The following is a 13,700-nucleotide window of genomic DNA, read 5'->3' on the forward strand; positions in this document are numbered from 1 at the left end:
GGCTTTTCCCTAGCAACGCGCAAGGCTCAGAACCTTCATGGCCAGCAAACACCTAACCGAAGACATTTACAGCAAGCTGGTAGATGAGGAAGACGCGCGCGTCTGCACGGAGTTAAGCGAAACCGCTTGCCACGTGGTGCCCGGCAATTTCCTGCTGATGATCCTGAGCCACTTCTTCAGCAAGCTGGGCGACGCGCTTGCCAATCCGAAGATCGTGCTGCCTTGGGTGATGGAGACTGTGCATGCGCCGCTGTATTTGATCGGTTTTCTGGTGCCAATTCGTGAGTCGGGCTCGTTAATCCCGCAACTCTTTGTCGCCAGCTATATCCGCGCCATGAAGATCAGAAAGTGGGTATGGGTGGCCGGTAGCGTGATACAAGCGCTGGCGATCGCCGGTATTGGCTTGATCGCCTGGACGCTTGAAGGGGCCGCTGCAGGCTGGGGAATCATCGCCTTAATCAGCCTATTCAGTATTGCCCGTGGCATCAGCTCGGTTGCCTCCAAGGATGTTATCGGCAAAACCGTGCCCAAAAGTCGCCGAGGTCAAGTCAATGGCTGGTCAGCCAGCGCCGCAGGCTTGGTTACAGTAGGCCTTGCTTTGGTGCTTTTGCTAAGCAGCCAAACCCAGCCAGCACCTAGCGCCTACGCGCTGTTGTTAGCGGGTGCTGGTTGCTTGTGGGTTATTGCTGCCCTGATCTATGGGCAAATCAGCGAAGACCCGGGTGAAACCGAAGGCGGTGGCAATGCGGTGGTTGAGGCCGTGAAACGCCTGGATATCTTGCGGACCGACAAGCCCTTTCGCCACTTCGTGATCACGCGTTCGCTGTTATTGTGCTCAGCACTAACAGCACCTTATTACGTTGTGCTGGCACAGAAGAACCTCGACTCAAACGCCTCATTGCTCGCCTTGTTCTTACTGGCCAGTGGCGCTGCGAGCTTACTTTCGGCACCGGTCTGGGGGCGCTTTGCCGATGTATCCAGCCGCAAGGTTATGATCATTGCCGCATTGATGACCGCAGGCTTGGGCATCATCGTGTTTGCCCTCGATCACTATGAGCACCGCTGGCTGGCATTTAGCTGGGTGATCCCGGCGCTGTACTTTTGCCTGAGCATCGCCCATCAAGGGGTACGAATTGGCCGCAAGACCTATGTGGTAGACCTCGCACAAGGCAACCGGCGCACCGATTATGTAGCCGTCAGCAACACATTGATTGGCGTGATACTACTGTTGATGGGCTTTATTGGCGCACTGAGCATGGTGATAGGAGTCAGCGCAGTTATTCTGCTGCTGTCACTGCTCGGCGCAGCGGGCGCGGCCTTGGCGATGGCATTGCCGGAGACTGAATAAGCAAAGCACATCGACGGCTGATCGCTCATTGAAAGACGCCGACTAGAGGCGTTTTAGTTGAAAAGGTCGCATTGTGTCCATTTGATGGGTGCCAGCCTCGTTCAGAACGATTAAAATAACCGACTCACTTTCTGATGCCCGAGCCCCGCGCCTTTAAGGCCGCTGCACTTGGGTGAATTTTTTGCAGCACTGACTCAAGAGAACTCCCCCATGGGTGCACAGTGGAAAGCCAAGCCTAAAGAAGCCGCAGCCAACGCCCGAGGCAAAATTTTTGGTCGTTTGGTTAAAGAGATCATGATTGCCGCCCGTAACGGCGCCGACCCGGACATGAACCCTAAACTACGTCTTGCTGTGCATCAGGCGAAGAAAGCGTCCATGCCCAAGGACACGCTGGATCGTGCGATCAAAAAAGGAGCTGGCCTGCTCGGTGAAACGGTCAACTTCGAACGCACCACGTATGAAGGTTTTGCGCCGCATCAGGTACCAGTCATTGTCGAGTGCCTGACCGACAACATCAACCGCACGGTTGCCGAAGTTCGCGTACTGTTTCGTAAGGGGCAGATGGGCGCATCCGGCTCTGTAGCTTGGGATTTTGATCACGTGGGCTTGATCGAAGCATCGCCTGAAGGTGACGCGGATGCAGAACTGGCCGCCATCGAAGCCGGCGCTCAGGACTTTGAAGAGGCGGAAGAAGGCAACACCCTTTTCATCACCGAAATTACCGACCTCGACACTGTTTCCCGTGCATTGCCAGAACACGGTTTTACCGTGAACTCAGCCAATATTGGCTACCGGCCAAAGAACCCGGTTACCAGCCTCAGCGCTGAACAGCTTGAAGAAGTCGAAGCTTTCCTCGAAGCAATCGATGCGCACGATGACGTACAAAATGTCTATGTAGGTCTTGCTGGCTAAATCCAGTTCGAGCCACACCAGACTCAAGCACCCGGCACGCGCCCCGCATGCCGAGTGCAGAGCCCGACGCATTGAGTTGTCACTGACCCACCAAAATGGCACAGTGCCACCACACAACTAAGCGTCAAGATGCAAAGGGATACGCTCACCCAATGGGAGAGCACCCTGAGGAGTTTGCTTTGCACAAATTTTTAATACTCGCCGCCAGCATCTTGCTTACCGCATGTGCCAGCACTGAGCCGAACACGATACCGTCGCAGTCAGGCGCAGCCGAGGCTGGTCCCCTGGCCAAAACGACTCTTGAGGCACTGCATAATGCCGAGGCCATTCCTCTGCCAGTAAACCCAGGTGTTTCCCTGCCTTCGTGGACAATTACCGCCGACCAACCGCGCTTGGACTTTGGCAGTTCAATCTCAAATTACCGAGTGTTTTCGCTGACCCTGAAAAAGGGTGAACACTTTAACCTCAACGTTAATTCGCGCTGCAACAACTCATGCCTGGGCGTCAGCAAGTTCGCCATCAAACCACGTGCAATGCTCCTAGACAGCTACGGTGTGGTGATCGCCAATAAACCTTCGCATGCAACTGCTAGCGTTGGCCAGATGACCATGGGCTGGGAAGGTGAAGCGCCTGAAAGCGGCACTTATTACCTCTTGGTTGCAGCGGATAACGAAGACATTGGCAAAACCATCGTCATTGATGACGTCTGGCTGAATAACTCACCGCTGATGTCAGTCAAAGTCGGGATGAATAGCTCACCCTTTGGCGAAATTAGTGCCTACTCCAATACACCGCGTTGATGCTTAGCCAACTGTCTGTTCTGACCATCGCGGCTATTTGCCTATTTGATCAAAACGGGCGTTTGCTGCTGGTACGCAAGCGCGGTACTCAAGCCTTGATGCTCCCTGGCGGCAAATGTGAGCCGGGAGAAAGCACACTCAGCACGTTGCAGCGCGAGTTGTATGAAGAGCTTGAGCTTCGCTTGGACGCGAGCACCATCAGCTTGCTTGGCCAATTCTCAGCACCCGCCGCCAACGAGACCAACACACGCATTGCCGCGACGATTTATAGGGCCGCGCTCCCCCACGAGGTTTACCCCGCGGCGGAACTTGAGCAGCTCAAATGGCTGGATGCGTTCGAACCATGGCCCGACAACCTCGCGCCCCTGTTAACTGAGCATGTTTTGCCAGAACTTGGCGGTATCTGGCAGAGCCAACAAGCCTAGCCCCTCCCCGATCAGGCTTATAAAATTTCAATAGCCACTATTAGAGCGATCGATTTCAACTGCGCAGCATCACTGAATAATCTATAGGCATCCCCCAATGCTCAGATCAACAGGTGCTCAGATGAAACGCTCATTCGCTCTATTGCTTGCTGCTTTAACTGTGGTTCTCAGTGGTTGTGCCTCGCAGCCTGAACCTAGAGAACCTGCGTACAGCGACGCAGAGGTTAAACAGTTTGCACTTGAGGTACTGAGCCGCAGCAGCCTGTCGATGGAAGACTACGAGAAGATTCGCAAGGCCCTGCTCAACCCGAACCACAGCATGTCCAACTCGATCAAAAACGTTAACACTGCAGCCGAGTTCAGCTCGGACCAGGGTTGAGCTGAAAAAATCTGAGCATTGCACATTGGCGAGTTAAATTACCTTGATCAACAAAGCCAATCGGCACACTAATGACAACCCCGTTATGCTGTAGGCACAATGATTGCCAGCGCCAGGCGCTTTAACAAGGATGGCTCACATGACCGAACAGCAAAGCAATACCGGTGCACCACTCGATGACGAAGCCCTCGCTTTCGCTGAGCGTGTTTTCGACCACGCACGCAACGGCGACACCGACATCTTGCATGCAATGATCGAGCAAGGCTTACCTGTAAACCTGCGTAATCACAAAGGCGACAGTCTGTTAATGCTCGCGAGCTATCACGGGCACATCGGAACCTCGAAAATGCTGCTGGCCGCCAAGGCAGACCCGGATTTGCGCAATCAAAACGGCCAAACACCGCTGGCGGGCGCGGCTTTTAAAGGTAACCTCGACATCATCAAACTGCTCCTCGAACACGGCGCTGACGTTGAAGGCCCTACACCTGACGGCAAAACCTCGCTGATGATGGCAGCGATGTTTAATAACGTTGCCGCCATTGACCTATTACTCAGCTACGGCGCCAATCCCAAAAGCAGCGACAACAACGGCGTAACACCGTTAACCGCAGCGAAGCTCATGGGCGGCCCCGAAGCAGTAGCGCGCCTGGAGCGTGAGCAATAACGCAGGAATACGCAAAGGTGGTTTTTTTGCGAGCACATTTTGCGCTGTCATTGATCCTGCGCAAGGTGCTCAGGAAGGAGTCCATTAGCCTGTGATAATCATCCAATTATTACGGGCCACCCTCCATGAGCATGACATCCGCAGACATCTGTACAGCCGCCGATCACTTACAGGGCTTTGTCGGTATTAATCAGAAGACCGCGCAATACATTGTGCGCTTCAGCGAAGATGCCTTTGGCTTGGATATTCTCGAAAGCTCAATTGAACCGACCAACGAGTTTGTCTGGCGCTTGCAGGCTGGCGAGCACATGCGTTTGGACCGAACACGCATTCAGCTACTGCTGGATCAACATATCGATGAGCGCCTGAACATCAGCACGCCTATCCAACTGTATATGCAGCGTGTTGATTTGCCGGAAATAATTGCCGAGCGGCGTATCAAAAAACCTGTTAGCCAGTGAAGCATCCCAATAGCCCGCTATACTCTTTCATTGGCTTGGACTCAACTTAACCGACGCGTATCGGAGGGAGGTGGCAATGACCCAAATGCTCCACGCTCACTCACGTTCAATTCGCTGAGGTAAAGATCATGAGCAAAGGTATGGACTCAAAAAAGAACAGCAAAAAGAAACCCCTTAAAACTGCTCAGGAAAAGCGCATGGCCAAGAGGTCCAAGCATGAAGGTCAAACCCTGCTTGGCAGTCACGCCGCTCAGGCTTGAGATAATTACCCAGCGTGGCCGCGAACCAGCCACGCTGGGCCTGAACGGCCTAACAACCATCGACTATAGATTTTGAATCCGACAATCCCTACGACTCGACTTCGAGTCTTGCCAGACAGGCTAAAACCCCTGGCTAACAAGTTCTACAACACCCACAGGGCAAAGATGAAGGCGGCGGCCGAGGATCAAGTGTGGGCCCTTGAGCAATCACACATAATCGCCGCTCTGTGCCTGCGCCCAGTCGCTCATGGCCACTGGTTGACCAGCTTATTCGTGGCCCCCGAACACCGCCTGAAAGGTCACGCCAGACAGCTTATACACGCAGTGGTGTCCGACTGCTGCCAACCTGTTTGGTTGTTTTGTCACCCTTCGCTGAGCGACTTCTACCAGGCATTGGGCTTTAGCCCAGAGACGCAATTACCTGAGCCACTCAATGAGCGGTTAAAACGGTATCAGCGCAACAAACCACTGGTCGCCCTCTCCACAGGCGGCATCTAATATCCAATTGCCAGCTGTAACAGTTGCGTATTTTTAATCTCTATATGACTCATGACAGAGGATGAAAACGCATATGAAACGCCGTTCTTTTCTCCACGGTCTGGCCCTATTACCCGCAGCTTCGCTGCTAACTCCACTGATTAGCCCAGCATTTGCCCAAACGCCTGCCATCACACCCCTGCAAAAACCTCATAGCGACTGGCGCAAAATACTGCCTGAAGACGCCTATGCAGTGTTGTTTGAGGAAAGCACCGAGCGCCCCAACAGCAGCCCGCTGAACCACCAAGAAGCTGACGGCACCTACATCTGCGCCGCCTGTAACTTGCCGTTGTTTCTCAGCGAGAACAAATTTGATAGCGGCACCGGCTGGCCGAGCTTTACCCAACCAATTGCCGGTCACACCGGTTCAAAGCGTGACTTCAAGTTAATCTGGCCACGCACCGAATATCACTGCATTCGGTGCGGCGGCCATCAAGGTCATCTTTTTGACGACGGCCCACAGCCGCGCGGTGAGCGCTGGTGCAACAATGGCGTGGCGCTGCAATTTGTTGCCAAAGGCAAAGACCTGCCAGCGTTAAGGAGTTAATGATGAACCTTCGATCTTGCAAACGTTTTGGATTAGCCAGCGCCACGTTGCTTTTTGGCCTGTTGCTAAGCGCCTGTGGCCCTACGTCGTCAACGGCAGCGAACGCCCAGCCGGTATCAACACCGCCGAGTATCAATCTTAAGCCTGGAGAGCAAGGCGTAGCCGTCTTCGCTGGCGGTTGCTTCTGGTGTACTGAGTCGGACTTCGACAAAGTCCCTGGCGTGTTATCAACCACCTCAGGCTACATCGGCGGCACAGTCAAAAACCCAACCTATGAGCAGGTTTCCTCAGGTAAAACAGGACATCTGGAAGCTGTACTGGTCAGCTACGACCCCAGTAAGACCAACTATGCAAAGCTGCTGGAGGCTTACTGGCCAACAATCGACCCTTTGACGGCTAATGCTCAATTCTGTGATCACGGCACCCAATACCGCAGCGCAATTTTCTATAGCGATGACGCCGAAAAGGCCGCCGCAGAAGCCTCAAAAGCAGCATTACAAAACTCAGGCAGACTCAAGGGCAAAATTGTCACTGAGATTCTCGCCGGTTCAACGTTCTACCCGGCTGAGCAATACCATCAAGATTACTACCTGAAAAATCCACTGCGTTATAAATACTACCGTACAGCTTGCGGTCGTGATTCCCGGCTTGAGGATGTCTGGGGCACTAAAGGCTAGCGGCCGCAGCCCACTGAAAAACCCAGCGAATAGCTATTCGCTGGGGTTTTTCATGTGTGTGAATCAGCGGTTACGCTGACGCTCATAGGTAGAGCTACCTGGCGTGCGCTCTACTTCGTAACCACCGGGATACTCCGTGGACTGGCGAATACCGCCACGGGTTTCAAATGATTGACTGCCTGTGGTGTTTTGCTGATGTACCGAGCCGTAATCACTCGGTACTTGGTAGCCACCATAACCGTTGTATTGCTGCGAACTACGCGACTCACCAATGCTACCGCTCGCACCGGGGCTGATATAGGTCTTAGGAATAACCCGGATAGTCTGCTGCCCGGGTTGATCAGCGTAAGCCGTCATTGTCAGTGCGCCGAACAGCAGCCCAACACCCATCAAAATATTCAGATTGATCATCATTCTGCTCCTCCCTATGGAGAACTGCATAACATCAGACAGTGCTTTGCAGCAGATGATCAATCGCAGCGATCACCGGCAAACTTACTTGCCGATCAATTCGATGCGGTCTTCGTGAATGGTGATCAAGCCTTGTTTATACAAGCCGCCGATAGCTTTCTTAAAGTTGCCTTTGCTGACGCTAAACAGCGCAGTAATCGCTTCCGGCGAACTTTTATCACTCAGCGGTAGGACGCCATCGTTGGCGCGCAGCTTAGCCAGCACTTGATCGCTCAAGCTGCCAACCGCCTCCTGACCCACTGCTTGCAGACTCAAGCTAATTTTGCCGTCACCGCGCATTTCCTTGATAAAGCCCTTCTCCTGCATACCGCTGCGCACGAATTTGAACAGTTCGTTCTTATGCAGCAGGCCCCAATGCTTACCGTTGATAATGGCTTTAAAGCCCATGTCGGTAGCATCGGCAATCAACAGGTCAACTTCCTGGCCGGCTTTGTAGGGCGCGGGGGTGTTATCCAGGTAGCGGTCAAGACGTGCCGTGGCAGTGATGCGCTTACTGCGTTTATCTAGAAACACATGGACAACACAATAATCGCCCACCTGCAGCGGACGCTTCTCTTCGGAGTGCGGCAGCAGCAAGTCTTTAGGCAGACCCCAGTCGAGAAAGAGCCCGACTTTATTGATATCGATTACTTTTAAGCTGGCAAACTCACCGACCTGAACTTTCGGCTTTTCAGTGGTGGCGATCAGCTTGTCTTCACTGTCCAGATAGACAAAGACATTTAACCAGTCTTCCACCTCGGTCGGCGTATCGCTGGGGATGTAACGCTTGGGCAGCAAAATCTCACCGTCCGCGCCGCCATCTAGATACAGGCCAAAGTCGGTGTGTTTCACGACCTGTAAAGAATTCATTCGTCCAATTAACGCCATGGTGCCAAGCCCTCATTACAATAGCTGCATTCTAACTGAGTTGCAGCCAGTATTCTTGTCAGGTAGTGAAGATCATCTGTTGGCAGCTGGAGGGGTAATCGCAATGAACCGACAAATGGCAAAAAAGCCACCCAAGCACCTTCAAGATTGAATAGTTAATCTAATAAAAACAGTTATTTGAGTGCTAAAAGTAAATCATCTGGGCTTAACTAAAAGCGTAAACTGCCTGCCCACGCGCAAAGTCTAAACGCCATTAAACGGATAATTGTCAAGCAATTCGTGTACACTAGTCGGCCGAGTTAATTTTGAGTAAAGGTTAATGGCCGTCATGCGCGTAAAAGCATCCAACACCAAGTCCAAGCCAGCCCCGGCTGTTGAAACCAGCGCCTCGATTGACGCACAGATCGCAGCGTTCCTTAAATCGGGCGGTGAAATCCAACAGATTGCCAAGGGCGTCAGTGGTCAGGTTTACGGCACGACCAAGCAGATCACCATTGGTAAGAAGTAATTCCAGGCACAGCGCTAGGGCTTTTAGCTTTTAAGCTAATTGGAGAGCATTTAAGCATTGGTATTAAATGCATTGGCAATGCTTCCATCAATTGCCCTAGCGCCTGGAAATACCGCAAAGCAAATTCCCCGCCTGAAACATCCCGTCTAGTAGTCAAACACCCAGTCAGTGCTATTTTTCGCCCCAGCACTAGCGGTTAGCACACAGTTGTTTCAAAATCACGACAAGCCGCTAATGCGGTTGATTCGGCGATGCCGTTGAATGTGAATGGCATTGGCCTCAGGAGTACTCGTGCGCTTTCTAAACCGCTGGCTCAGCCCGAACTACAGCGTACTGCTAACGCTCTGCTCATTATTTATCTTTATTCCGCTCATCAGCCGTGGCCTGCTCGGTTGGTCGCAACCTTATGGCTACTTATCAGATATTGCCGTTGGCAGTCTGCTGACCGTACTGCTCTACCAACGCACGCTGCTTATTGCGCTGCCGTTAATGATTTTCTGGAGCATCTTGACCCTTGCCAATGTCGAGTTGATTAGTGCGGTTGGGCGTATGCCTGAAGTGACTGACTTGCACTACCTGACAGACACACAGTTTGTCAGCCGCTCCACCCATGGCGCGGGCTTAAGCCATCCGCTCTTAGCCTTTGCCTTGCTGATCAACATCGCCCTCTACCTGTTGCTGTTATTGCGTCAACAGCCTGCCGCACGCCAACCGCTTGCAGGTACATGGGTACTGGCACCCCTAACGCTGCTGGCCGCTCATGCCGTGTTGCAGTATCGCGCGCCGAGCGAAAGTGATCAGTGGTTTCAATTTAATCTGCCGCACAAACTTGCGGCGGAAGGCTTAAGCAATGGCGAACAAGACCTGCAAAGCTGGATGAGTAACCAACCGCCTGGCGCGCCAGTGGATATTGCCGGCCTGCAACAACTGGACCTGGATGGCACACCGTTGCTGCGTCAGGCAGGTCGAGCACGCAACGTACTGATCATCACCCTGGAAGGTATTCCGGGTGCGTATCTGAGCCCAAGCCGTGATGCGCTGCGCAGCCCTTACGATGGCAACACCATGCCACGCCTCAGTCACTGGGCTGAGCAAGGCATGCTAACGGCCGACTATGTATTACACAGCCACCAGACAATTCGTGGCCTGTACTCAATGCTCTGCGGCGATTATGCAAAGCTAGATTCGGGAACGCCAAAAGGTGTTGAACTGCTGAACAATCCGGATCGTAGCCAGCAGTGCTTGCCGGCACAGATGCGCCAAAACGGTTTCAGCACTCACTACCTGCAAGGTGCAGGCCTACGCTTTATGGCCAAAGACCAGATCATGCCGCAGATGGGTTTCGATAAAACCCTTGGCCGCGACTGGTTCTCCAATGCCCCTCACCTGAAATTCCCTTGGGGCATGGATGATAAAGGCTTCTTTGAAGGCAGCCTTAGTTACATCAATGAACTACGTCAGCAAGAAAAACCTTGGATGCTGACGCTGATGACCGTCGGTACTCATCAGCCCTACTCAGCACCCGCGGACTATTTGCAGCGCTTCCCAGACAGCAAATTAGCGGCAGTTGCGTACCTCGATGATGCCGTCGGTGATTTCCTTGATGCGCTTGAGAAACAAGGCCTGCTCAAAGACACCCTGGTCATCGTCACATCCGATGAATCGCACGGCATTGAAAACCTATCGTTGGCTTCAGCCTGGGGGTTCAACTTGATTCTGGCTCCTGAACAACAGCAGTTGCCACGGCTCAAGCAAGGGATTTACGGTCACGTTGACCTCACTGCATCGGTGCTCGATTACTTTGCCCTGCCCGTGCCGAACAACATCAGTGGCCGCTCACTGCTGCGTGACTATAGTCACGGCCGGCAGATCATCTCCTACACCAATGGTTTACTGCGTGAGCATGACGGTAAGGGCCTATTTACCGAATGCGACTTCCAGCACGTCTGTCGACGCTACGCCAGCCCGGGCTTTATCAATGATAAATCCCACTATCTTGGGCGTTTCACCGGAAAAGCAGCGCGTCTTCTCAGTCAGCAAGCTGAGCGGCTCAATCAGTCCTTACGCGGTGCCAACCCCAGCCAGCGTTATCAGTTTGCTAACCATCAACCCATCGAGCTAAAGCCTCAGCGCACTGACGACTGGGCCGACAATCTGGTGGGCGCACAATACTTAGAGTTGCCCGAAAACACCCAAACCACAGTGACCATGAAGATTCGGGCGGTAAATCTCGATGCCGCTGGGGCTACCTTGCAGCTGAAAACCAAGGAGTATGACCGTGATGTCAAAATCGCGATTCCTCCACTGCCCACACTTACTGCAGATCAACCCGTGAGCGTCAGTTTTACCTTCAACAACCTGGATACGCGCAAGGCATTCTCCTTCCACCTGCTCGGACAAGGAAACGGAGCAATTACGCTTGATGATTTCAGCGTAACGACCACCCCCCGGACAGACAGCATGGTCGCCGCGCAAAGCGAGACGCCTGCTGCAGAAACCCCGGATGAAGAGGCCAGTGAAGACCTGCACAATTAGCAGGTATGAGGGGCGAGATATCGAGAAGCGAACATCAGGGTGATGCTCATGCGTCGCCGTACTGGGTGGATAACGGCGTTATCCACCCGATAAAAACTTACTCGGCAGTTGGGGTACGGCGCTTGAGCGGCGCTAAACCATCCTGACTGACCAACTGCGGTGCATCACTTTTAGGCTTGTTGATGGTGTTACGCTTGGCTTTACCCGGCGTCTTGGCTGCGGCTTTTTTGACGACCTTTTTGCCTGTCTTCGGATCAACCTTCTTCTTTTTGGTGCCCGCCGCTTTACCAGAAGCCTTGAGGTTTTTAGGACCTTGGTAGATGCCTTTAATGTCCTTGATGTTGCGACGCTCAAAACGCTGCTTCAAATAGCGCTCGATGCTCGACATCAGGTTCCAGTCGTTATGGCAGATCAGTGAGATCGCCAGGCCCTCGCCGCCAGCACGTCCGGTACGGCCAATGCGGTGAACATATTCATCCCCTGAGCGCGGCATGTCGAAGTTGATTACCAGATCCAGGCCGTCAACATCCAACCCTCGGGCAGCAACATCGGTGGCAACCAAGACTTTGACTGCACCCTGACGCAGGCGGTCGATTGCCAGTTTGCGGTCCTTCTGGTCTTTCTCACCATGCAGAACGAAGGCTTTGACGTCTTTGGCAACCAGCTTGCCGTACAGACGATCCGCCTGAATACGGGTGTTGGTAAAGATAATCGCCTTCTCGTAGGTCTCATTGGCCAGCAGCCACTCAACCAAGCGTTCTTTATGATAGTTATGGTCCGCGGTGATAATCTGCTGACGAGTCCCTTCATTGAGGTCACTTACGTTGTTGACCTGCAAGTGGGTCGGCTCTTTCAGGACTTTAGCCACCATTTCACGCAGACCAGAGCCACCACTGGTCGCAGAGAACAGTAAGGTTTGGTGCGGGCCGCTGCAGGCCTCAGCCAACCGCTGGACATCTTCAGCAAAGCCCATGTCGAGCATGCGGTCCGCTTCATCGAGCACCAGCACTTCAACTTCGTCGAGTAACAAGTTGCCGGCGTTGGCATGTTCAATCAGGCGGCCTGGGGTGCCGATTAGAATATCAATCCTGCGCAGCATGGCGGCCTGGACCTTGAAGTCTTCACCGCCAGTGATCAAGCCTGATTTAATAAAGGTGAACTGTGAGAACAGCTCAACTTGTTTAAGGGTTTGCTGCGCCAGCTCACGGGTTGGCAGCAAAATCACCGCACGAATACTCAAGCGCGGCTTGGAGTCGCCCATCAAGCGGTTAAGCATCGGCAGCACAAATGCAGCGGTTTTGCCGCTGCCAGTTTGCGCGGTTACCCGCAGATCTTGCCCTTGCAGCGCAGCTGGAATAGCCGCCACCTGCACCGGTGTAGGCTCAACAAAGTTAAGCTCAGCCACAGCTTTTAGCAGGCGTTCATGCAGGGCGAATTGGGAAAACACGGAGTAACCTCGACAAAAAACTGGAATCAGTTGCATAGCGTAACGGTTTCCGGCGCTGGGGCCGAATCCTTTGTGCAACTGAGCCTAGGAAATAGGGATTAAAACTGACTATAGCGCTTAAATGACGACCCAGGATGGCCGAGTCAGGCCGTTATAAGGTCGATAATAATGCTTGCGCGGGTTCAGCACCCAACGCTGGGTGCAGATGGCCAATTTTGACATAAATCAGGCAGCCTTGAGTTGAGAATGGCCGGTGCTGCGAATTATGCGGGTTACGCAGCCAGCTTCCTGCCGGGTAGCTGCCGAATTCATCTTCAAACACCCCTTCAAGCACGAAAATTTCTTCGCCGCCAAAATGCCGATGCGCATTGAACTCGGTGCCGGGAGCCCAGCGCACCAACGCAGTGTGGACCGCACCAAAACTATCGAGCGGCAACACGCTTAAGCCCTCTACCAGCCCCGGCTGCCATTGCGCGTCGCAGGTGTTAATGCGCAATGTGTCCTGCTCTTCTGGTTGTTGATAACAAAGTTTCACAAACAACATGCAGCCCGATTCACTGGAGGGTGCATGTTGGCTACCGGGTGGGTTTTTCAGCCAATAACCAGCGGGGTATTGACCATGCTCATCAGCGAACACCCCTTCAAGCACCAATATCTCTTCGCCACCGGGGTGCAAATGGCTGCGAAAGTTTGAACCTGGCGCATAACGCACCACTGAGGTGGTACGTCCGCTTTCAGCAGCGAAGCGTTCCAAGGGCCGTCGTTCTACACCCGCCAGCGGCGATGGCAACCACTCAAGCTGCTGGCTGTCGATCACCACCCGCACTGACAGGTCATCGTTAACTCGCATCAGGGGTACCTC

General features: G+C 53.3%; 17 protein-coding genes. 13 read left to right on the forward strand and 4 right to left on the reverse strand.

Features of this window, described 5'->3' with window-relative positions; translation table 11 throughout:
* Positions 1-37: 37 nt before the first annotated feature.
* From ACIGCM_RS03070 to msrA, 11 genes are all read left to right on the forward strand, one after another.
* Positions 38-1,348 (forward strand): MFS transporter, encoded by a 1,311-nt coding sequence (locus tag ACIGCM_RS03070; protein ID WP_397500540.1) that lies wholly within the window; start codon positions 38-40, stop codon positions 1,346-1,348.
* A 210-nt stretch (positions 1,349-1,558) separates the two neighbouring features.
* Entirely contained in the window at positions 1,559-2,260 is a 702-nt protein-coding gene (locus ACIGCM_RS03075) for a YebC/PmpR family DNA-binding transcriptional regulator (protein WP_397501105.1), read from the forward strand.
* A gap of 179 nt (positions 2,261-2,439) precedes the next feature.
* Positions 2,440-3,060 (forward strand): hypothetical protein, encoded by a 621-nt coding sequence (locus ACIGCM_RS03080; RefSeq protein WP_397500541.1) that lies wholly within the window; start codon positions 2,440-2,442, stop codon positions 3,058-3,060.
* Entirely contained in the window at positions 3,060-3,485 is a 426-nt protein-coding gene (locus ACIGCM_RS03085; RefSeq protein WP_397500542.1) for an NUDIX domain-containing protein, read from the forward strand. Before ACIGCM_RS03080 ends, ACIGCM_RS03085 begins: the two co-directional genes overlap by 1 nt.
* Before the next feature lie 121 nt (positions 3,486-3,606).
* A complete protein-coding gene (locus tag ACIGCM_RS03090) occupies positions 3,607-3,864 on the forward strand; it encodes a hypothetical protein (RefSeq protein WP_397500543.1) in 258 nt (85 codons plus the stop codon).
* A gap of 139 nt (positions 3,865-4,003) precedes the next feature.
* Positions 4,004-4,528 (forward strand): ankyrin repeat domain-containing protein, encoded by a 525-nt coding sequence (locus ACIGCM_RS03095; RefSeq protein ID WP_397500544.1) that lies wholly within the window; start codon positions 4,004-4,006, stop codon positions 4,526-4,528.
* A 125-nt stretch (positions 4,529-4,653) separates the two neighbouring features.
* Entirely contained in the window at positions 4,654-4,989 is a 336-nt protein-coding gene (locus tag ACIGCM_RS03100; RefSeq protein ID WP_397500545.1) for a DUF2025 family protein, read from the forward strand.
* Between the two features lie 128 nt (positions 4,990-5,117).
* The gene (locus ACIGCM_RS03105; protein ID WP_397500546.1) at positions 5,118-5,249 is read left to right on the forward strand and encodes a hypothetical protein; all 132 of its coding nucleotides are present in this window, start codon (positions 5,118-5,120) and stop codon (positions 5,247-5,249) included.
* A 165-nt stretch (positions 5,250-5,414) separates the two neighbouring features.
* Complete coding sequence (locus ACIGCM_RS03110; protein WP_397500547.1) at positions 5,415-5,747, forward strand: GNAT family N-acetyltransferase; 333 nt, start codon at positions 5,415-5,417, stop codon at positions 5,745-5,747.
* 73 nt (positions 5,748-5,820) lie between these two features.
* On the forward strand, positions 5,821-6,333 hold the full coding sequence (gene msrB, locus ACIGCM_RS03115; protein ID WP_397500548.1) for a peptide-methionine (R)-S-oxide reductase MsrB: 513 nt from the start codon (positions 5,821-5,823) through the stop codon (positions 6,331-6,333).
* Between the two features lie 2 nt (positions 6,334-6,335).
* Complete coding sequence (gene msrA, locus ACIGCM_RS03120) at positions 6,336-7,010, forward strand: peptide-methionine (S)-S-oxide reductase MsrA (protein ID WP_397500549.1); 675 nt, start codon at positions 6,336-6,338, stop codon at positions 7,008-7,010.
* 63 nt (positions 7,011-7,073) lie between these two features.
* On the opposite strand, the gene ACIGCM_RS03125 is transcribed toward msrA, so the two are convergent.
* Positions 7,074-7,424: a hypothetical protein gene (locus ACIGCM_RS03125; protein ID WP_397500550.1), complete on the reverse strand. Its 351-nt coding sequence runs from the start codon at positions 7,422-7,424 to the stop codon at positions 7,074-7,076.
* 81 nt (positions 7,425-7,505) lie between these two features.
* The gene (locus ACIGCM_RS03130) at positions 7,506-8,348 is read right to left on the reverse strand and encodes a S1 RNA-binding domain-containing protein (protein ID WP_397500551.1); all 843 of its coding nucleotides are present in this window, start codon (positions 8,346-8,348) and stop codon (positions 7,506-7,508) included.
* A 319-nt stretch (positions 8,349-8,667) separates the two neighbouring features.
* On the opposite strand from ACIGCM_RS03130, the gene ACIGCM_RS03135 reads away from it, so the two are divergent.
* Together ACIGCM_RS03135 and ACIGCM_RS03140 are read left to right on the forward strand one after the other, a co-directional pair.
* Positions 8,668-8,856, forward strand: a complete 189-nt coding sequence (locus tag ACIGCM_RS03135) for a hypothetical protein (protein WP_177408671.1) — start codon at positions 8,668-8,670, stop codon at positions 8,854-8,856.
* Between the two features lie 291 nt (positions 8,857-9,147).
* Positions 9,148-11,391, forward strand: a complete 2,244-nt coding sequence (locus ACIGCM_RS03140) for an LTA synthase family protein (protein ID WP_397500552.1) — start codon at positions 9,148-9,150, stop codon at positions 11,389-11,391.
* Between the two features lie 97 nt (positions 11,392-11,488).
* On the opposite strand, the gene ACIGCM_RS03145 is transcribed toward ACIGCM_RS03140, so the two are convergent.
* Both ACIGCM_RS03145 and ACIGCM_RS03150 read right to left on the reverse strand, forming a co-directional pair.
* A complete protein-coding gene (locus ACIGCM_RS03145; protein ID WP_397500553.1) occupies positions 11,489-12,838 on the reverse strand; it encodes a DEAD/DEAH box helicase in 1,350 nt (449 codons plus the stop codon).
* A gap of 151 nt (positions 12,839-12,989) precedes the next feature.
* Complete coding sequence (locus ACIGCM_RS03150; protein WP_397500554.1) at positions 12,990-13,688, reverse strand: cupin domain-containing protein; 699 nt, start codon at positions 13,686-13,688, stop codon at positions 12,990-12,992.
* Between the last annotated feature and the right edge of the window lie 12 nt (positions 13,689-13,700).

Source organism: Pseudomonas sp. NPDC078700 (assembly GCF_044542375.1).
Lineage (GTDB): Bacteria > Pseudomonadota > Gammaproteobacteria > Pseudomonadales > Pseudomonadaceae > Aquipseudomonas.